Origin of the sequence: Paenibacillus sp. PSB04 (assembly GCF_025809195.1) — a bacterium.
Classification (GTDB): domain Bacteria; phylum Bacillota; class Bacilli; order Paenibacillales; family Paenibacillaceae; genus Paenibacillus_AQ; species Paenibacillus_AQ favisporus.
The window spans coordinates 686,352-705,477 of the sequence record NZ_CP081301.1; the positions used below are offsets into that span (position 1 = coordinate 686,352).

26 protein-coding genes and 1 rRNA gene are annotated in these 19,126 nt (G+C 49.9%); 3 read left to right on the top strand and 24 right to left on the bottom strand.

Annotated features, from left to right (window positions below):
* Window positions 1–64: 64 nt before the first annotated feature.
* The 3 genes from K2F33_RS03615 to K2F33_RS03625 form a co-directional block, all read right to left on the bottom strand.
* Window positions 65–1,617, bottom strand: a 16S ribosomal RNA gene (locus K2F33_RS03615).
* 303 nt (window positions 1,618–1,920) lie between these two features.
* Complete coding sequence (locus K2F33_RS03620) at window positions 1,921–2,151, bottom strand: hypothetical protein (protein ID WP_076176772.1); 231 nt, start codon at window positions 2,149–2,151, stop codon at window positions 1,921–1,923.
* A 120-nt stretch (window positions 2,152–2,271) separates the two neighbouring features.
* Window positions 2,272–2,844, bottom strand: a complete 573-nt coding sequence (locus tag K2F33_RS03625; protein ID WP_263881014.1) for a stage II sporulation protein M — start codon at window positions 2,842–2,844, stop codon at window positions 2,272–2,274.
* Window positions 2,845–3,061: 217 nt separating this feature from the next.
* On the opposite strand from K2F33_RS03625, the gene pdaB reads away from it, so the two are divergent.
* Window positions 3,062–3,868, top strand: coding sequence for a polysaccharide deacetylase family sporulation protein PdaB (gene pdaB / locus K2F33_RS03630; RefSeq protein WP_076176770.1), 807 nt, complete (start codon window positions 3,062–3,064; stop codon window positions 3,866–3,868).
* Window positions 3,869–3,898: 30 nt separating this feature from the next.
* Here pdaB and K2F33_RS03635 read toward each other — a convergent pair whose 3' ends face one another.
* Window positions 3,899–4,489, bottom strand: coding sequence for a KinB-signaling pathway activation protein (locus K2F33_RS03635; RefSeq protein ID WP_076176769.1), 591 nt, complete (start codon window positions 4,487–4,489; stop codon window positions 3,899–3,901).
* A 127-nt stretch (window positions 4,490–4,616) separates the two neighbouring features.
* Here K2F33_RS03635 and gerD point away from each other — a divergent pair, with 127 nt between their 5' ends.
* Entirely contained in the window at window positions 4,617–5,336 is a 720-nt protein-coding gene (gene gerD, locus K2F33_RS03640; protein WP_263881016.1) for a spore germination lipoprotein GerD, read from the top strand.
* Between the two features lie 58 nt (window positions 5,337–5,394).
* Here gerD and K2F33_RS03645 read toward each other — a convergent pair whose 3' ends face one another.
* From K2F33_RS03645 to K2F33_RS03665, 4 genes are all read right to left on the bottom strand, one after another.
* A complete protein-coding gene (locus tag K2F33_RS03645; RefSeq protein ID WP_076176767.1) occupies window positions 5,395–6,498 on the bottom strand; it encodes an Mrp/NBP35 family ATP-binding protein in 1,104 nt (367 codons plus the stop codon).
* A gap of 72 nt (window positions 6,499–6,570) precedes the next feature.
* The gene (gene cwlD, locus K2F33_RS03655; RefSeq protein WP_089549801.1) at window positions 6,571–7,338 is read right to left on the bottom strand and encodes an N-acetylmuramoyl-L-alanine amidase CwlD; all 768 of its coding nucleotides are present in this window, start codon (window positions 7,336–7,338) and stop codon (window positions 6,571–6,573) included.
* Between the two features lie 69 nt (window positions 7,339–7,407).
* The gene (gene sat, locus K2F33_RS03660; protein ID WP_263881017.1) at window positions 7,408–8,577 is read right to left on the bottom strand and encodes a sulfate adenylyltransferase; all 1,170 of its coding nucleotides are present in this window, start codon (window positions 8,575–8,577) and stop codon (window positions 7,408–7,410) included.
* 33 nt (window positions 8,578–8,610) lie between these two features.
* Window positions 8,611–9,303 (bottom strand): phosphoadenylyl-sulfate reductase, encoded by a 693-nt coding sequence (locus K2F33_RS03665; protein WP_076176764.1) that lies wholly within the window; start codon window positions 9,301–9,303, stop codon window positions 8,611–8,613.
* A gap of 335 nt (window positions 9,304–9,638) precedes the next feature.
* On the opposite strand from K2F33_RS03665, the gene K2F33_RS03670 reads away from it, so the two are divergent.
* Window positions 9,639–9,872 carry a hypothetical protein gene (locus K2F33_RS03670; protein WP_263881019.1) on the top strand — a complete coding sequence of 78 codons (234 nt, stop codon included), beginning with the start codon at window positions 9,639–9,641 and terminating at the stop codon, window positions 9,870–9,872.
* A 108-nt stretch (window positions 9,873–9,980) separates the two neighbouring features.
* Here the strand turns inward: K2F33_RS03670 and rpsI are convergent, their stop codons facing one another.
* The 16 genes from rpsI to rpsE all read right to left on the bottom strand — a co-directional run bounded on the left by rpsI (window position 9,981) and on the right by rpsE (window position 19,111).
* Window positions 9,981–10,373, bottom strand: coding sequence for a 30S ribosomal protein S9 (gene rpsI / locus K2F33_RS03675; protein ID WP_076176762.1), 393 nt, complete (start codon window positions 10,371–10,373; stop codon window positions 9,981–9,983).
* Window positions 10,374–10,392: 19 nt separating this feature from the next.
* Window positions 10,393–10,830, bottom strand: a complete 438-nt coding sequence (gene rplM, locus K2F33_RS03680; RefSeq protein ID WP_089549798.1) for a 50S ribosomal protein L13 — start codon at window positions 10,828–10,830, stop codon at window positions 10,393–10,395.
* Window positions 10,831–10,965: 135 nt separating this feature from the next.
* Window positions 10,966–11,790 carry a tRNA pseudouridine(38-40) synthase TruA gene (gene truA, locus K2F33_RS03685; protein WP_076176760.1) on the bottom strand — a complete coding sequence of 275 codons (825 nt, stop codon included), beginning with the start codon at window positions 11,788–11,790 and terminating at the stop codon, window positions 10,966–10,968.
* A 260-nt stretch (window positions 11,791–12,050) separates the two neighbouring features.
* Window positions 12,051–12,416, bottom strand: coding sequence for a 50S ribosomal protein L17 (rplQ, locus tag K2F33_RS03690; protein ID WP_076176759.1), 366 nt, complete (start codon window positions 12,414–12,416; stop codon window positions 12,051–12,053).
* Window positions 12,417–12,449: 33 nt separating this feature from the next.
* Entirely contained in the window at window positions 12,450–13,394 is a 945-nt protein-coding gene (locus K2F33_RS03695; protein ID WP_076176758.1) for a DNA-directed RNA polymerase subunit alpha, read from the bottom strand.
* A gap of 135 nt (window positions 13,395–13,529) precedes the next feature.
* Window positions 13,530–13,925 (bottom strand): 30S ribosomal protein S11, encoded by a 396-nt coding sequence (gene rpsK / locus K2F33_RS03700; protein WP_009589209.1) that lies wholly within the window; start codon window positions 13,923–13,925, stop codon window positions 13,530–13,532.
* 19 nt (window positions 13,926–13,944) lie between these two features.
* The gene (gene rpsM / locus K2F33_RS03705) at window positions 13,945–14,313 is read right to left on the bottom strand and encodes a 30S ribosomal protein S13 (RefSeq protein WP_076176757.1); all 369 of its coding nucleotides are present in this window, start codon (window positions 14,311–14,313) and stop codon (window positions 13,945–13,947) included.
* Between the two features lie 21 nt (window positions 14,314–14,334).
* Window positions 14,335–14,448, bottom strand: coding sequence for a 50S ribosomal protein L36 (gene rpmJ, locus K2F33_RS03710; protein WP_026688601.1), 114 nt, complete (start codon window positions 14,446–14,448; stop codon window positions 14,335–14,337).
* Between the two features lie 155 nt (window positions 14,449–14,603).
* Window positions 14,604–14,819: a translation initiation factor IF-1 gene (gene infA, locus K2F33_RS03715; RefSeq protein WP_017692098.1), complete on the bottom strand. Its 216-nt coding sequence runs from the start codon at window positions 14,817–14,819 to the stop codon at window positions 14,604–14,606.
* A gap of 2 nt (window positions 14,820–14,821) precedes the next feature.
* Window positions 14,822–15,130: a KOW domain-containing RNA-binding protein gene (locus K2F33_RS03720; RefSeq protein WP_076176756.1), complete on the bottom strand. Its 309-nt coding sequence runs from the start codon at window positions 15,128–15,130 to the stop codon at window positions 14,822–14,824.
* Between the two features lie 10 nt (window positions 15,131–15,140).
* The gene (map, locus tag K2F33_RS03725) at window positions 15,141–15,893 is read right to left on the bottom strand and encodes a type I methionyl aminopeptidase (RefSeq protein WP_094600163.1); all 753 of its coding nucleotides are present in this window, start codon (window positions 15,891–15,893) and stop codon (window positions 15,141–15,143) included.
* A 5-nt stretch (window positions 15,894–15,898) separates the two neighbouring features.
* The gene (locus K2F33_RS03730; RefSeq protein WP_076176754.1) at window positions 15,899–16,543 is read right to left on the bottom strand and encodes an adenylate kinase; all 645 of its coding nucleotides are present in this window, start codon (window positions 16,541–16,543) and stop codon (window positions 15,899–15,901) included.
* Between the two features lie 86 nt (window positions 16,544–16,629).
* Entirely contained in the window at window positions 16,630–17,928 is a 1,299-nt protein-coding gene (gene secY, locus K2F33_RS03735; protein WP_076176753.1) for a preprotein translocase subunit SecY, read from the bottom strand.
* Complete coding sequence (rplO, locus tag K2F33_RS03740; RefSeq protein WP_076176752.1) at window positions 17,928–18,368, bottom strand: 50S ribosomal protein L15; 441 nt, start codon at window positions 18,366–18,368, stop codon at window positions 17,928–17,930. Before rplO ends, secY begins: the two co-directional genes overlap by 1 nt.
* Window positions 18,369–18,415: 47 nt before the next feature.
* On the bottom strand, window positions 18,416–18,601 hold the full coding sequence (gene rpmD, locus K2F33_RS03745; protein ID WP_076176751.1) for a 50S ribosomal protein L30: 186 nt from the start codon (window positions 18,599–18,601) through the stop codon (window positions 18,416–18,418).
* Window positions 18,602–18,613: 12 nt separating this feature from the next.
* Window positions 18,614–19,111, bottom strand: coding sequence for a 30S ribosomal protein S5 (gene rpsE / locus K2F33_RS03750; protein WP_076176750.1), 498 nt, complete (start codon window positions 19,109–19,111; stop codon window positions 18,614–18,616).
* Between the last annotated feature and the right edge of the window lie 15 nt (window positions 19,112–19,126).

Below are 19,126 nucleotides of genomic sequence, written 5' to 3' on the forward strand. Positions count from 1 at the left end.
GTAACTAGCCAACCGGCTAGATTTGTATTTGAATGCTTCCATCGCAGGAAGCGATTCTCCATAGAAAGGAGGTGATCCAGCCGCACCTTCCGATACGGCTACCTTGTTACGACTTCACCCCAATCATCTACCCCACCTTCGGCGGCTGGCTCCTCGCGGTTACCTCACCGACTTCGGGTGTTGTAAACTCTCGTGGTGTGACGGGCGGTGTGTACAAGACCCGGGAACGTATTCACCGCGGCATGCTGATCCGCGATTACTAGCAATTCCGACTTCATGCAGGCGAGTTGCAGCCTGCAATCCGAACTGAGACCAGCTTTGATAGGATTGGCTCCACCTCGCGACTTCGCTTCCCGTTGTACTGGCCATTGTAGTACGTGTGTAGCCCAGGTCATAAGGGGCATGATGATTTGACGTCATCCCCGCCTTCCTCCGGTTTGTCACCGGCAGTCATTCTAGAGTGCCCACCCGAAGTGCTGGCAACTAAAATCAAGGGTTGCGCTCGTTGCGGGACTTAACCCAACATCTCACGACACGAGCTGACGACAACCATGCACCACCTGTCTCCTCCGTCCCGAAGGAAAGGCCTATCTCTAGACCGGTCAGAGGGATGTCAAGACCTGGTAAGGTTCTTCGCGTTGCTTCGAATTAAACCACATACTCCACTGCTTGTGCGGGTCCCCGTCAATTCCTTTGAGTTTCAGTCTTGCGACCGTACTCCCCAGGCGGAATGCTTAATGTGTTAACTTCGGCACCAAGGGTATCGAAACCCCTAACACCTAGCATTCATCGTTTACGGCGTGGACTACCAGGGTATCTAATCCTGTTTGCTCCCCACGCTTTCGCGCCTCAGCGTCAGTTACAGCCCAGAGAGTCGCCTTCGCCACTGGTGTTCCTCCACATATCTACGCATTTCACCGCTACACGTGGAATTCCACTCTCCTCTTCTGCACTCAAGTCACCCAGTTTCCAGTGCGAACCAAGGTTGAGCCTTGGCCTTAAACACCAGACTTAAATGACCGCCTGCGCGCGCTTTACGCCCAATAATTCCGGACAACGCTTGCCCCCTACGTATTACCGCGGCTGCTGGCACGTAGTTAGCCGGGGCTTTCTTCTCAGGTACCGTCACTCCGATAGCAGTTACTCTATCGGACGTTCTTCCCTGGCAACAGAGCTTTACGATCCGAAAACCTTCATCACTCACGCGGCGTTGCTCCGTCAGGCTTTCGCCCATTGCGGAAGATTCCCTACTGCTGCCTCCCGTAGGAGTCTGGGCCGTGTCTCAGTCCCAGTGTGGCCGTTCACCCTCTCAGGTCGGCTACGCATCGTCGCCTTGGTGAGCCGTTACCTCACCAACTAGCTAATGCGCCGCAGGCCCATCCGCAAGTGACAGATTGCTCCGTCTTTCATCATTCCCTCAGGAGAGGAAATGAGATATCCGGTATTAGCTCACGTTTCCGTGGGTTATCCCGGTCTTGCAGGCAGGTTGCCTACGTGTTACTCACCCGTCCGCCGCTAACCATCAGGAGAGCAAGCTCTCCATCAAGTCCGCTCGACTTGCATGTATTAGGCACGCCGCCAGCGTTCGTCCTGAGCCAGGATCAAACTCTCCAAGAAAGTTTGTAGCTCATTTTGAATCTGACGAGATTGATTTAATCTCAATCGCTCCGGTCATAAGACCATCGCGTTTATACTCACTCGTTGTTCAGTTTTCAAAGATCAAAATCTCTTTCGTTTCTCATCACCGCATCTCAGCGGCGACTTTTATAATATATCATACTCACTCGGTGTTTTGCAAGAGTTTTTTTAAAAAGTTTTTTACCACTTTCTATCAACCTTGCAAAAGCACTGTGCTTCGTTTCAAAACTCAAAACTGAAGCGAAAATTAATTTATCATAAGATAGGCAATGCCGTCAAGCATTATTGTTTAAATTGTGATAGCTTGCTGTTACGCGCATACTTTGAAAGCTCCTTTTGCGGAGCGAATCGGGCATACATCCGAAAAACAGTCTTGTAGCGGTTCGCAATGGCATTACGGATATCCTGATCCAATCGCTGATCGCTTAAGTCGAACAGCATCTCGTCCAGCTCCTTCCGCAGCACATAATCTAATTCCTTACATTCCTTCTCGTTAAATAGCATACCCAACATATTAGAACTGGCCCCCCTGTAGATTTATACCTGAACGTCCTAATCGGAACGGAAATGGTTTTATCGTCTTACTGTTATGCACAACTTTTGGGAAATTTATGAATCGCAATTTACAAAATACTAATTCTGCATCAAGGCATAGGTAACTGTGCTTTCAATAATTGCGGCAGCAAACAGCAGAATGACGACCCAAAAGGCTGCTGTAACCGATTTGCGCAGCACTCCCTCACCTTGACTGCCCCACGCTCTCCTTCTCGGATTGATTCCGCGGATGACCCAGCTTCCCATTCTGATGCCGTAGGCACACGCGATGATAATCGCCGGTATTTCAATAATTCCATGCGGCAGGAGCCCCCTGATCACTAGATCGGCTAGACTCTCTCCTTGGGCGCTTAAACTATGTACCAAATAACCTATAACCATTCCGTTAACCAGCAGAAACATCACGGGCAGTATTCCCGCCAGAAGACCCAGGTAAATGATCAGTACGCCTTTAATACTGTTATTGAGGAAAATAAACCCGAAGAAGCTCCACTGCGGATGCTTAGAGTTCTGCAGATTACCGCTGACCTCCCTCAACCCGCTTAGCTGCTGGTTCACCAGTTCGGCCAAAGCCCCTGTACTGATCCACCCGGCCGCCACTCCGGCAGCAAAAAGCAATACGGCAAACAACAAGGTTTTTTTGATCGACATCAAGTCTCTTATAAATGTACTCAAACGAAGCAAACGATTACCTCCTCATAGTAATAAGTCCCAAGTACGAGCATACATTGAAGTAAACAAGCTTTACATGAGCATTTTTCCTGAAATTCGTTATCGGGGGATCATTACAGCCTATTTATAAAAACCCTCTGCTATAACGGACGACAGCGCAAAATGCTGATGTACGGAAAGGGGAGCTTACGAGCATATGAATTCATTTTTCTATGTGCTGAATGGCAGGAAAATAAAACGCACGTTTCTCGTGCTGGCCGCAGCGGTATTTGCCATCGGTATCATCTATGTCGAGAGCGACAACATCACGGTATTCTCTGAAGGGGCTCCAGCAGCCATTTACAGCGTCCCTACCGAGAAGAAAGTGATCGCCCTGACGTTTGATATCAGCTGGGGGGAAAAGCGGGCAGAGCCCATTCTGAAGGTTCTGAAGGACAAGAATGTGCAGAAGGCTACTTTCTTTTTATCCTCCCCTTGGGGAAAAAGCCATCCGGATATCGTAAATGACATCAAAAACAGCGGGTTTGAAATCGGAAGCCACGGCCACAAGCACGTGAATTACAGCACGCTGAGCGACGAAGAAATTCGCAAGCAGCTGATCACCGCCAATTCTATATTAACCGATTTGACCGGCAAGGAACCCAATCTCCTCCGCCTCCCCAACGGGGATTTTGACAAGCGGGTATTGAAGATCGCAGACAGCCTTAATTATAAGGTCATCCAGTGGGATACCGATTCCCAGGACTGGAAAAACATCGGTGCGCAAAATATCGTTAACCGCGTAGTGTCGAAGGCACACCCCGGGGACATCGTGCTTCTCCATGCGAGCGACTCGGTCAAGCAGACCCACGAGGCCCTGCCAGTCATCATTGATGAGCTCCGCAAGCAGGGATACGAATTCGTAACCGTGTCCGATCTGCTCAGCCAAGCGGATACCAAGGGAAAAGAGATCCACGATCAGGCGGCGATGCAGCAAGCCATTGATGACGCAGCCGGCATGTAATGATGAGCAGAGAAAAAAGAGCTAAGGATCTTAGCTCTTTTTTGCGTTCAACACTTTATGAAGGATTAAAATTTGGTAAGCATTGCAGACGATCAGCGGAACCAGAATAAAGACGGTAGCGTTGTTTACGCCAATCTTGAGTCCTCCCACCAGCTCCACGATCGTGATCGCGGTCATGAAGAAGATCGTTGGTATCCAAGCCGTCGGATTGGTCGCTTTCGCCTTAAAATAAGCTACAACAATGGCTACGACAAGGATCGATATGCCTACAACCAAGTCGGAAATCTGGCTGTTCTCCTTCCCGACGAAGGAGCGGAAAAACATGACTTCAAGCAGCGCCAGAACCGCGAGGACAAGCTGTATGTACTGCCATACTTTCTTAGGGAACACTCCGATGGCTGTGTAATTCAAAATCATATAAGCGAAGAAGCCAAGCTGGGAATAGACGCTGACCATCAGGCCGTACCCGAATAAAATGACCAGATAAAACAAGTAATCCGCTGGCCCCTTAAATTTAATTATACCGCTTCCAAACTGCAGCAGCACCCCGGCCACAATCGCCGCTATGGAGCCGGCAAGCAGCGTTTTCCAAAATAATGTCATCCATCTTTTTAAGTTCAAATATTCTGCACCCCCAAGACTTTATTTTACCAACGTTCACAATAAAAAACCATCCATGCCTCGACATATTTCGAATTTTCGGATGCCATACTACAAACAGGATCTGAAGCAAAGGAGGACAACACAGATGAAGTGGCCGGTTATCGGTTTATGTGCGCTTTTTTTCGGTATTTCCGCGGCTCTGACAGGCTGTGGATCGGAACAGAGCTATGCCCCGCCCCAGAGCGATTATAAAGAGATGAAAACGATGGTTGTCGATATCCTGAAGAGCGATGAAGGCAAGAAAGCCGTTGAGGATGCCCTGAAGGGCGGCGGCAGCGGTTCGGGCAGCAGCGGCTCCGGTTCTGGTTCGGGGCTCGGTATGCAGATGATGTCCCTTCAAGCCGGAGAGCAAATCCGGACGGCCGTCAAAGACACCATTACCGCTCCGGAGTACAAGAAAGAGTTCGAAAAAATCATGACGGATCCCCAGTTTGCCGGGGACTTCGCCAAAGCCATCAGCTCGCAGAACAAGCAGCTGCATATGCAGTTGATCAAAGATCCTACTTATCAGCAAGCCGTCGCCGATATTATGAAGTCACCCGAAGTCATGAAAATGTTCCTGGATATTACAAAGTCCCCTGAATACCGCAAGCAGTCAATGACCGTCATGCAGGAAGCCATGCAGAACCCGTTGTTCAGAATAGAAGTCATGAACATGCTGAAGGATGTCGTGACTCAAGAACTCCAGCCTAAAGTCGAGAAATCGCAAAAGAAAGGCGGGAGTAAAGGTCAAGAAGGCGGGGACCAAGGCAGCAGTGAAGGCGGCAGCAAGGAAAACGGCGAGGGCGGCGGTGGAGGAAGTTAACGGCATTAAAAAAAGCCCCGATCGGGGCTTTTTTGGTGTGATGATGCAAATGTGTAGCTTATTGCTCGCACTTGGCAACAATCGATGCGGCCAATTGACTGTAGATCTGACCCGTCGGCGTGTCTGCCTTATATACAGACGGCGAGAAGTCAGGTTCGGAGACATGGTTGTCCGGCGCTCCAAGCGGCAGCTGCGCCAGCAATTCCGTGTGAAGCGTTTCCGCCAATTGTCCGCCACCGCCCCGTCCGAATACGTAATCCCGCTTGCCGCAGTCTGAGCACTCGTAATAAGCCATATTTTCGACGACGCCCAAAATGTCATGATTGGTCTGAAGCGCCATCGCTCCGGCACGAGCGGCTACGAAAGCAGCAGTGGCGTGCGGTGTCGTGACGATGATCTCCTTGCTCTGCGGCAGCATCTGATGAACGTCAAGGGCCACATCGCCCGTTCCCGGCGGCAAGTCAAGCAGCATATAATCGAGCTGTCCCCAACCGACGTCGCTGAAAAACTGGTGCAGCATTTTGCCGAGCATCGGACCGCGCCAAATGACCGGGTTGTTCTCACGGATAAAGAAGCCCATCGACATCACCTTCACGCCAAAGCGCTCCACAGGGATAATGGTGTTGTCCTCTACCACCGGCCCCTCTTCAATCCCCATCATATCCGGCACGCTGAAGCCGTAAATGTCGGCGTCAATAAGCCCTACGCGCTTGCCCATACGGGCCAAAGCTGCAGCCAGGTTGACGGTCACCGTCGATTTGCCGACGCCGCCCTTACCGCTTGCTACCGCGATAAAATGGACGTTCGGATCCTGCAGCAGCTGGTTGTGCTCCAGCCCGGCGGCATGTCCCTTGACGAGCTTATCCTCGTCCTCCTGGCGCATGCGCGCCGACTCGCCTAATATTTTCTCGCGTTCCAGCTCGTTAGCTTCCCGCATCCGGATGTGAATCTCCGCACCCTCTGCGTCCCCAAGCCGTTCCCGGATGTCACTCTCAAGCGCCTTGGCGTAATCCTCACGCTTGTCTAAAGTGATGACCGACAATGAAATCCGGCTTTCCTTCACAACGATATCTCTTATCATTTGCAGCTCAATCAGGCTCTTCCCTGTGACAGGCTCGACGATTGGCTGTAATAGCTGTTGCACTTGCTCACGTGATAACATGCTGGCAGCACCTCTGCTTTATAGTATTCATCTTAAGTTCCATCTAAAGCCTCAGGTGCTATTATACCATTCTCAAGGATTTTCTGACGACACTTTCGCCTTCTCGCCGGACAAATACCGGAGAACCCCCTTGTAGACCGATGCGGCGACCTTGCGCTGGTAGCTCTCATCCCTGAGCAACTCCGACTCCTGCGGATGGGACAGGAAGCCGACCTCCACCAGAGCCGAAGGCATCTTCAGCGCTTGAAGCAGATATACCGTATTCACCGTTTTGGCCACCCTGTCCGTATTTTCGAGGTTCCGCTTAATCTCATCCTGAATTAATGCAGCCAGTCCTGCGTTGTCCGGATGATTCGGATAATAAAACGTCTGGGCGCCACGGTATCGGTTCGACGGAAAGCTGTTCATGTGAATGCTCAAAAACAGATCCGCATGCTTGTCCTCAATGAACTTGGCCCGCTGCTTCAAATCCTCTGTCTTGCGTTTGGAGTACCCTCTCGTATCGCCGGCCAGGTCGTAGTCGCCTTCTCGCGTCATCACGACGATCGCACCCGCCTGCTGCAAATAGTCGCGCAGATATAAGGCGATCGCCAGGTTAATGTCTTTTTCGATCACGCCCTGCTTGCTGACAGCACCTCCGTCCGGCCCGCCGTGACCGGCATCCAGTGCGATTACTTTCCCCGACAGGGGCAGACCCAAGGAACCCGTCGTCTTTGCGGCAGGTATTTGGTATGTGGCCACCGCAATAAAAACAACCAGCAGGCAGAGGCCGATCAGCGCTTTTTTGACCGTGCTTACCCGGATCCACAGCACCTGTTTCTTTCGTCCCTGCTTGGACATAAAAAATCCACCTCCGTTCCCCATATCGACTCTACACATCTATATGGGGCGAGGTGGACAAATAGTACTTTATGAAGATACTTGTGCGGACATCCCTTCGATCAAAATCTTAGCGACCTCAGGACGGGTAAATTCCGGTGGCGGGCAGACGCCGTCCCGCAGAAGACCGCGTACCTTCGTACCGGACAAGGTCAAATGATCTTCCTTCGGATGCGGGCAGGTTTTGCTGGATGCCATATTGCCGCACTTTTTGCAGAAGAAGCTGTGTTCGAAAAACAGCGGGGTAATGCCGAGTTCTTCCGCCGTGAAATTCGAGAAAATTTCCTGGGCTTCATAGGTGCCGTAGTAGTCGCCTACGCCGGCATGGTCGCGGCCGACGATAAAATGGGTGCAGCCGTAATTTTTGCGGACCATCGCATGGAAAATGGCTTCTCTCGGGCCGGCATAACGCATAGCGGCCGGGAACACGCCAAGGAACGTACGATCGGCCGGGTAGTAGTTTTCGAGCAGGACCAGATAACTCTTCATCCGGACGTTGGCCGGAACGTCATCCGACTTGGTTTCACCAACGAGCGGGTTCAGGAACAGCGCGTCGACGATCTCAAGCGCACTCTTCTGGATATACTCGTGGGCCCGATGAACCGGGTTGCGGGTTTGGAAGCCAACAACTTTCTTCCATCCCTTCTCTGCAAAAATACGGCGCGTCTCCGCCGGATCAAAATAAAACTCGCCAAACTTCGCCGGTTTCGGACGGTTCAGCACCTGAATGCTTCCGCCCACATAGTTCGACGGGCGCTCAAACAGCTTCTTGACGCCAGGATGCTCGGAATCGCTTGCCTTGAATACCTTGGTCGCTTCAGCGGTCTGATCGACGCTGTAAATGCTCTCGATATCAAGGACGGCATACACCACCCCGTCTTCGGCTCCTACGAGGGCTGCCTTGTCGCCTACAGTGAGTTCCGCAGCCTTCTCATCGTCCACAGCCAGCGTAATCGGAATGCTCCATACCGTGCCGTCCGCCAGCCTCATGCGGTCGACGACCGACTGGTAATCCTGCTCATTCATAAAACCCGTCAACGGGGAAAAAGCGCCTACGCCAATCAGATCGATATCCGAAATCGTCCAAGTATTCACAGGAATCTGTTTAAATCCGGCCGCAGCCTGCAGCAGCTCTTCTCTGGCCTGGCCTTCAGCAATACGGTTAATCAAGGTACCTCCGTGAGGCTGAATCGCTGTCATCTTTTCGCTCCCCTTCTTCTGGTCCGTTATTTATTACTTATGAAGTCCGCATTCAATTTTGTCACTGTTTGCCCAGCGTCCTGCACGAGGATCTTCTCCAGGGGCAACTGCACGCGTGCAGTGCATGCATCCGATACTCGGAAAGTTCATATCGTGAAGCGGGTTGTAGAATACCTGGTTTTCACGAATGTAGTGCCATACGTCGTCGGAAGTCCAGTCAGCCAGCGGATTGAATTTAACAAGTCCGAATTTGTTGTCGTATTCCACCTTCTTGGCGTTAGCCCGGGTAGGCGCCTGATCGCGGCGGATGCCGGTAATCCAAGCGTCGTACTGGGACAAGATCCGGGTCAAAGGCTCTACCTTACGGATGTTGCAGCATGCGTTAGGATCGGATTTCCACAGCTCTTCGCCATGGGCAGCCGCCTGCTCTTCGGGTGTCAGCTTCGGCGATACTCTTACGAACTCAATGCCATACTTCGCGGCCAGACGGTCCCGGGTTTCGTACGTTTCTTTAAAGTGGAAATCGGTATCGAGGTAAAAGATGTCGGTCGATGGGCTTACCTTTTGCAAAATATCAACGAGCACGACGTCTTCCGCACCAAAGCTGCAGGCAAACGTAATGTTCGGGAATGTCTCCACCGCAAGTCGGATCAATTCTTCAGCTGTAGCATGTTCCATTTCTTCGGCTTGTTTCTGGATCCATTGTTCTTTTTCGAGCAAATTCATACCAGATGCCTCCATTCTGAATAAAAGTATCGTTTGTAATTCACTATAATCCCTACTGAAATAATATGATTAATCACAAGTATAAAGTAAAACCGCTGGTTGTCAATTCCTTTTCGCCGTATTTTTTTTCATTTTGGAATAAAGATTTTGAATAAGGGGCTCGTATGGCAATTTCTTCGCATTCCCCTATGCATAAACGTACTTTTGGGGATGACATACTAATCCGGTAAAGGGATTTGGGGCTGACAAGATGTATACGCCGCTGTGTACAGAGGGCATCGGGCCACAGCAACATTGGGCTATATACACTAGATTATTGGGAAGGGGTGTTCTTGGTGATCGTATCTTCGCATCAACTGAAAAATGTGAGCGGACCGCTATTTTGCGAAACCTGCAGCCAGCTATCCAATCAGTTCAATGTATGGTGGACGGACGGTAAAAATGATGATGGCCTGGACTACTGCAACATTCATGTGGAATGCGCCACCTGTCACAATGAGGTATTTCACAAGTCGGCCGTGGGGGATATTCATAATTTGGACGACGCGATTAACGTGCTGAGCCAATAAAACAGCTGAGAGTACTTTACGCAGAGCGGTATGATCCTTACGTTAAAGACAACAAAAAATCGCCCTAGACCAGTAATGGCCAGGGCGATTTGTACATAAAAGTAAATATTAACGTTTCGAGAACTGTGGCGCGCGACGAGCGGCTTTGAGACCGTATTTTTTACGTTCTTTCATCCGTGGGTCACGAGTCAGGAAGCCTGCTTTTTTCAGAGCTGGACGGTATTCCGGATCTGCTTTCAGCAGAGCGCGGGAGATCCCGTGGCGAATGGCTCCGGCTTGGCCGGAAATGCCGCCGCCGTTGGCAATAACGAGCACGTCGTATTGTCCCAGCGTTTCAGTCAAAGTCAGTGGTTGTTTTACGATCAGTTTGAGGGTTTCCAAACCGAAGTATTCGTTGATATCACGTTTATTGATGACAATGCGTCCTTCACCCGGTACAAGGCGAACACGAGCTACCGAATGTTTACGACGACCTGTCCCATAGTATTGTACTTGTGCCATGAAACTGTCCTCCTTTTAATTAGCCGCGAAGTTCGTAAACTTCTGGGTTTTGTGCTGCATGCGGATGTTCAGTACCTGCGTATACTTTCAGTCTCAGCTTCATTTTCTCGCCCATGCGGGTTTTAGGAAGCATACCGTGAACAGCGGATTCCAATACACGTTCTGGCTTGCTGTTCAGCAGATCCTGAGCGTTTGTCACTTTCAAACCACCTGGATGCAGGGAGTGACGGTAGTATTTCTTGTTTTGAAGCTTCTTGCCTGTCAGGTGAACCTTCTCAGCGTTGATGATGACAACGAAGTCACCTGTGTCAACATGAGGGGTGAATTGAGGCTTATGTTTACCGCGGATCAGGGCCGCAGTTTCGCTCGCCAGACGTCCGAGCGTTTTGCCTTCGGCATCAATGATGTGCCATTTGCGCTCTACTTCATTTGGCTTGGCCATATAGGTCGTACGCATGAATAGTTCCTCCTTGGTTTCGTCCGAAAATCATTTATCTTCGTTCAATTGTCATTGTTAAAAAGCTAATTTTCATGTTAGGAATGTGAATCTCTTAACTGGGGCTGTGGGAAAGCCATTAAGAAAACACAACTTTTATTTTACAGTAAACCCAGGCAAATCGCAAGCTGATTTTAAATTATTTTCATCAGCCGCTTCATACTCGACGTTCCATAAAATCAGTCCCTTGGCGACGGCTGTAGGCCCCGCTTTGGACCGGTCTTTGGCTTCCAGGATCGCCGGCATATCTCCGGGCTTCTTGCGGCCTTTCCCGATCTCCAGCAGCGTTCCCACGATAATGCGGACCATATGCTGAAGAAAGCCGCTCCCTGTGACGTAGATATGAATTAGCCCCTGATCCCGAGTCCCTGGACGGCACATGGAATCATCTACCACGAGCTCGGCCTCATACAGCGTCCGGATATGGGAAGGCTTCGTAGAATGGCGCGAAGCAAAGGAAGTAAAGTCATGAGTCCCGATCAGATGCTTCAATCCTTCCGCCATTGCCGCAATGTCCAGCTTGACGGGATGATGGAATTGGGTTCGTCTCTGGAACAGATCCGGAAACTGGTTGGCATTGATGGTATACCGGTACGTCTTCCGTTTAGCCGACCTTCTGGAGTGGAACTCCAGCGGAACTTCCGCCGCCTCCCAGACGATAATGTCTTGGGGCAGCCTCGAGTTGAGGGCGATGCACCAGCGCTCGACGGGAATATCGGAAGAGGTGATGAAGTTAAACACCTGGCCGCGAGCATGCACGCCGGCGTCTGTACGCCCGGAAGCATGAATCTTGACCTCTTCCCCTGTCAGCAGCTTGATCGCCTTCTCCAGGGCATCCTGGACCGTGCTGCCGTCCGGCTGGGTCTGGAACCCGCAGTAATCTGTACCGTCATAACTGACCTTCATGCATAGGTTGCGCATTTCTAAAACCTCCTGAATCCGATACCGCATGGTTTCCCGATGAACGGGGAATCCTATCCATTCGTACGTTTTTACACAAAAACGGCCCCACCGCGATATCACGGCGGAGCCGTTCCTGTATTCTGGCTCGGATGAACCGGCTGCTTCTTTTCAGAAAAAGAAGCTCCCTTCAGGAGCTCCTTATACACGTCCCTAGAAGTGAAAAAAAGGGTTTGATCAGAATCATGGATTCCTTCCACCCTTTCCTCATCCTCATCAGTTTACGCGCGGTCAACCAGTTCCAAATAAACCATAGGCGCGGAATCACCGCGACGAGGTCCGAGCTTCAGGATACGTGTGTATCCGCCTGGACGCTCAGCGTAACGTGTAGCCAGCTCGCTGAACAGTTTTTGGATTGCGTCTTGCTCCCCATCTACCGTTTCACGACGAACGAATGCTGCCACTTGGCGACGGGCATGAAGGTCACCCTTCTTTGCTTTCGTGATCAGCTTTTCAGCGATCGTGCGAACTTCTTTCGCTTTCGCTTCTGTCGTTTGGATACGCTCGTATAAGAACAGGTCGGTTACCAGGTCACGGAACAAAGCTTTACGTGCGCTGGAATCGCGGCCCAACTTTTGGTATGCCATGTTTTCCCCTCCTTCGCTAACAATCCTAAGATGCTATTCTTCTGTACGGAGTCCCAAACCGAGCTCTTCGAGCTTCTCTTGAACTTCCTCCAAAGATTTGCGGCCCAGGTTGCGGACTTTCATCATATCTTCTTCGGTTTTCGTGGTCAGCTCTTGCACCGTATTGATACCGGCACGTTTGAGACAGTTGTAAGAACGTACGGAGAGATCCAGCTCTTCGATTGTCATCTCAAGCACTTTTTCTTTTTTGTCTTCTTCTTTTTCGACCATGATTTCCGCATCTTTTGCTTCGTCCGTGAGACCCACGAACAGCATCAAATGCTCGGTCAAAATTTTGGCGCCGAGGCTAACCGCCTCTTCTGGTCTGATGCTGCCATCAGTCCATACTTCAAGCGTCAATTTGTCGTAGTTGGTCACTTGACCAACCCGCGTATTCTCCACGCCGTAATTCACGCGGCTAATCGGGGTATAGATAGAATCGACCGGGATGACGCCAATGGGTTGATCATCACGTTTATTCTTATCTGCTTGGACATAGCCACGACCGCGGTTAGCAAAAATACGCATATGGAGTCTCGATCCAGGACCCAGTGTAGCAATATGCAGGTCCGGATTAAGAATTTCCACATCGCTGTCCGCCCGGATGTCTCCTGCCGTCACGACCCCTTCACCCTCAGCATCGATTTCGAACACTTTCTCTTCGTCCGAATGAATTTTTAGGGAAAGAGCCTTCAGGTTCAGAATAATTTCCGTTACGTCTTCCATGACGCCCGGAACCGTTGAGAATTCATGAAGCACACCGTCAATCTGAACAGATGTAACGGCCGCGCCAGGCAGCGAGGAGAGCAGAATCCGGCGAAGTGAATTCCCCAGAGTCGTTCCATATCCTCGTTCCAGCGGCTCTACCACAAATTTTCCATAGGCTCCGTCTTCACTGACGTCTACGGTCTCAATTTTCGGCTTTTCGATTTCAATCACGCAAGTACCCCTCCTTCAAACGTCGCTCCTATATGAAACTGTCACCTTGTTCAAGTGTATCCATGTAGTATGCCTAAACAACCATTATTAGCAGATTGTGCCGGTTTTATACCACATTCCCAGGTTGACTATCAATTAGACACGACGACGTTTTGGCGGGCGGCAACCGTTGTGAGGAATTGGAGTTACGTCTTTGATCAGGTTGACTTCCAGACCAGCAGCTTGCAAAGAACGAATCGCTGCTTCACGGCCTGCACCTGGACCTTTAACCATAACCTCAACTGCCTTCATACCATGTTCCATTGCAGCTTTGGCAGCTGTTTCAGCAGCCATTTGCGCAGCAAACGGAGTGGATTTACGGGAACCTTTGAATCCGAGGCCGCCGGAGCTTGCCCAAGAAATTGCGTTACCGTGAGGATCCGTGATCGTTACGATCGTATTGTTGAACGTGGAACGGATATGAGCCACGCCAGATTCAATATTTTTACGGTCACGACGTTTAGTACGTACGACTTTTTTCGGTTTAGCCATTGTCTTTTATCCCCCCTTATTATTTCTTCTTGTTCGCTACAGTACGACGAGGGCCTTTCCGTGTACGAGCATTGGTTTTAGTACGTTGTCCACGAACCGGCAAACCGCGGCGATGACGCACACCACGATAGCATCCGATTTCAACGAGACGCTTAATATTTAAGGAAATTTCACGACGCAGGTCACCTTCAACCTTAACCCCTTTGTCGATCGTTTCACGCAATTTGCTGACTTCATCTTCCGTCAAATCACGAACACGAGTGTCCGGATTGATGCCTGTTTCGCTCAGAATTTTCTGGGAAGTCGTTTTACCGATTCCGAAAATATAAGTCAAGGCGATCTCAACGCGTTTGTCACGTGGCAAATCCACACCAGCTATACGAGCCATTTTACGCTACACCCCCTTCTCTTAACCTTGTTTTTGTTTGTGCTTCGGATTTTCACAGATAACCATTACAGTACCTTTGCGACGAATGACTTTGCATTTTTCGCACATAGGCTTTACAGAAGGTCTTACCTTCATGTTCATTACCTCCCTAAAGTTTTGCCAAGCAAAACTCTCTTCGTAGGATGACTCGGAGTCAACCGGACCAGGTCCGGATAAAATGTTCACTACGTTAATTGCTGCAAACGGGATGTTTAACATCCTGAACGTTTCCCCTAAAGGAAACGGAATTGCTATTTACGATAAGTTATACGACCTTTGGTTAGATCATAAGGCGATAACTGAACGACCACTTTGTCGCCTGTCAGAATACGGATAAAGTGCATCCGCAGCTTACCGGAAACATGGGCAAGAATCTGATGACCGTTCTCCAGTTCGACCTTGAACGTTGCATTCGGCAATGGTTCAAGAACCGTGCCTTCCACTTCAATAACATCTTCTTTGGCCACAGTCAGTCTCCTTTCTCTTCAGCTTGGGATTCGGTGGACTTCATAAACTTCATCACTGCATAACGCAGCTTTCCGTTTGTGACCCGACCGCTTTCTTTTAAACTGTCAACAACCTCACTGCTGATAAACTTTTGGGGCTCCAGATGCAATAGATTCTTCTTCTTGCACTGGTCAAACTTTCGTTTGTCCCCGTCAGCTATATACACAAATCTGCTGTCAGCTATGGATACGACCACGGCGAGCTGTCCGGCATCCTTGCCTTTCAGGATCTTCACAATTTGACCGATTTGCGGGCTGCTTTGATTGCTCAAGAACGATCACCTACACATCCAGTTTTGTGAAAATCTCCATGCCGTCCGGCGTCACAGCCACCGTATGCTCGAAATGGGCACACAGGGAGCCGTCAACCGTAACGACCGTCCAGTTGTCTTCCAGCGTCTTAACATACCTTGATCCGGCATTGACCATCGGTTCGATCGCCAATACCATGCCGGGTTTAAGCCGAGGCCCTCGGTCCGGCGTGCCAAAGTTCGGAATTTGTGGTTCTTCATGCAGTTCTGCCCCAACACCGTGCCCGACATACTCCCGGACAACCGAGAAGCCGGCATCTTCAATCACGCGTTGAATGGCATGCGAGATCGTAAACAGGCGCACATCAGGTTTGACAAGCTCTAAGCCTGCATATAAAGACCTTTCGGTGACGTCCAGCAGACGCTGGGCTTCCTCCGAAATGCTCCCTACAGGATAGGTCCAAGCGGAGTCTCCATGGTAACCACGGTACTGCGCACCGATGTCTAGCGTAATAATGTCGCCTTCGTTTAATTTGCGTTTGCCGGGAAATCCGTGCACCAATTGATCATTGACTGAAGCGCAAATGCTGGCAGGAAAACCATTGTAGCCTTTAAAAGACGGCAGCGCATGTTGACTGCGAATGTAGTGGTCTGCAATCCGATCAAGTTCTCCGGTAGTGATCCCCGGTTCGATGTGTTTGGCCATAAGGCGATGCGTTTCCGCAACGATCCGTCCGGCCTCCCTCATAAAGCCAAGTTCCGTTTCGGACTTACAAATGATCATTACAATTAACCTCGCAGTACCGATACGATTTCATCGGATACCGTACCGATTTCCTGATCCCCATCGATCTGACGCAAAAGACCTTTGTTCTCATAAAACGTAAGGAGCGGTGCTGTTTTGTTGATATATTCGTCCAGGCGGGTACCTACGCTCTCTTCGTTATCATCCGAGCGCTGATACAGTTCGCCTCCGCATTTATCACATACACCTTCCTGTTTTGGCGGGTTGAAAATCACATGATAAGTTGCACCGCAGTTCTTGCAGATCCGGCGTCCCGTAAGGCGCGCCATCAGCTTGTCGCGGTCTACTTTCAGGTTGATGACATGATCAAGCTTCGTGTTCAGTCTGCTAAGAATTTCATCCAGCGCTTCCGCTTGCGAAAGGGTTCTTGGAAAGCCGTCCAATAAAAAACCTTTTTCGCAATCGGACTGCTGCAGACGTTCTTCAACAATGCCGATCGTTACATCATCCGGTACCAGGAGTCCTTGATCCATGTATTCTTTGGCTTTCTTCCCGATGGGAGTTCCCTGTTTAATCGCCAAACGAAATGCATCGCCTGTCGAAATATGGGGAATGCCGAATTCATTGACAATGACTTCCGCCTGTGTTCCCTTACCTGCCCCAGGAGGGCCCATGAATAGTATGTTCACGTTTCTCTCTCCCTCCAAACACTACCGTTACAAGAAACAACGCAATAAGCACCGGGAAGTTCAATGGACTTCACCGGGACCTATTACTATTTATTGATAAAGCCTTTGTAATGGCGCTTAATCAATTGACTTTCGATGGTCTTCATTGTATCCAATGCCACACCGATGACGATGAGCAGTGAAGTTCCCCCGATTTTCACCGAGTTCGGCAGACCGGCAAGCGTACCGAAACCGATCGGAAGCAGAGAAATAACGGCCAGGAAGATGGCGCCGGTCATCGTTAACCGGGACATTACGCGGGTCAGGTACTTCTCAGTCGCTTTACCAGGACGAATGCCAGGAATGTAGCCACCGTTTTTCTTCATGTTATCAGCCATTTGGTTTGGATTCATCTGCACGAATGTGTAGAAGAAAGTGAAACCAATGATCATCAGAACATACAGTACCATACCAAGAGGGTAGTCATATCTCAAGTTAGTTTGGATCCATTGGGCCCAAGCATGAGTTGACCAGAAGCTCGCAATAATCGTAGGGAACTGCAGCAGGGATACGGCGAAGATGACTGGAATAACGCCCGCAGCATTGATCTTGAGCGGAATGTGCGTATTCTGTCCGCCATACATTTTGTTGCCTACCACACGTTTTGCGTACTGCACAGGAATTTTACGAATCGCTTGCTGGATGTAGATAACACCCGCAATAATCGCCACGATCACAATAAGTATGATGATCGTCTTGAGTGTATTCATAAATACCTGACCATCTTGGATAAAGTTGGAGCTCGCTGTACTCCGGATATACATCGGGATGTTAGCGACAATCCCTGCAAAAATCAGAATGGAAATACCATTTCCGATTCCTTTTTCAGTAATTTGTTCACCAAGCCACATCAGGAATGCCGTACCTGCGGTCAATACGATCGCAACGAGCAGGTAATCCACGAAGGTGGCGTTAGGAATCATTTGCGTACCGTACAACCGGTTAAAACCGATGGCCATCGCAAACGACTGAATCAGGCCCAATACTATCGTACCATAGCGTGTCAATTGCGCCGATTTCTTCTTCCCGTGCTCGCCTTGTTTAGCCCATTCGGCAAGTTTCGGGACGACATCCATCGACAACAACTGCACGATGATGGACGAGGTAATATACGGCACGATCCCGAGGGCAAAAATGGAGAACTGATGTAGTGCTCCTCCCGAGAACGTGTTTAAGAGACCAAACAACTCGCTACCCTGCTGATTCGTTTGCTCCAGGACCGTTTTATCAACGCCTGGAACAGGAACGAATGAACCGATACGGTAAATGATCAGTACAAACAAGGTGAACAAGATTCTCTTGCGTAGGTCCTCAACCCGCCATATATTCTTCAGGGTCTTAAACATTAGATCACCTCGGTTTTACCGCCGGCAGCCTCGATTTTCTCTACCGCAGATTGAGAGAACTTGTTTGCTTTTACAGTCAATTTTACGGTTACTTCGCCATTACCAAGAATTTTGATGCCGCTCTTCGTGTTTTTCACGACGCCGCTTTCCACCAAAAACTCAGGAGTTACTTCAGTACCCTCTGCAAAGCTGTTCAGTTCCTCGATGTTCACGATCGCATACTCTTTCCGCGTAGGATTTACAAATCCACGTTTCGGCAGACGACGATACAATGGGTTTTGCCCACCTTCGAAGCCAGGACGCACACCGCCGCCAGAACGAGCGTTTTGACCTTTGTGACCACGGCCAGATGTTTTACCAGTACCGCTACTTGTACCACGGCCAACACGTTTGCGTTCTTTGCGGGATCCAGCAGCTGAGGAAAGTTCGTGTAACTTCATCGTTCGTTGCACCTCCTTAATATTTCTAGGTTAATCTTGTTGCAAGATTAACCTTCAATTTCAGTAACAGATACCAAGTGGCTCACTTTGTTGATCATTCCGCGAATTGCAGGATTGTCGTTATGAACCACCGTCGAATTTAATTTACGCAAGCCGAGAGTTTTTACAGTCGTGCGCTGAGTTTCAGGACGGCCGATCAAACTGCGGACGAGGGTAATTTGAAGTTTAGCCATGACATTCCCTCCTTAACCGAGCAGCTCTTCGACAGATTTGCCACGCAATTTGGCTACATCTTCAGCACGCTTCAGACGGGACAAGCCCTCCAAAGTCGCGTTGACCATGTTCATGGAGTTCGAAGAACCCAAAGATTTTGTCAAGATGTCACCTACACCTGCCAGCTCCAGTACGGCACGCACAGGACCGCCGGCGATAACTCCAGTACCTTCAGACGCTGGTTTCAAAAGAACGCGTCCAGCACCAAAGTGGCCAGTGACCAGGTGAGGAATTGATGTTCCAACGAGAGGAACGTGAATCAGATTTTTCTTAGCATCTTCGATGCCTTTGCGGATGGCGTCAGGAACTTCGCCTGCTTTACCGATACCAGCACCAACCCAGCCTTTGCCGTCACCGACAACTACCAGCGCGCTGAAGCTGAAACGGCGTCCGCCTTTTACTACTTTAGCAACGCGGTTAATATTAACCACTCTTTCAGTCAGTTCCAAAGTGTTAGGATCTACACGCAAGTCGTTTACCTCCTT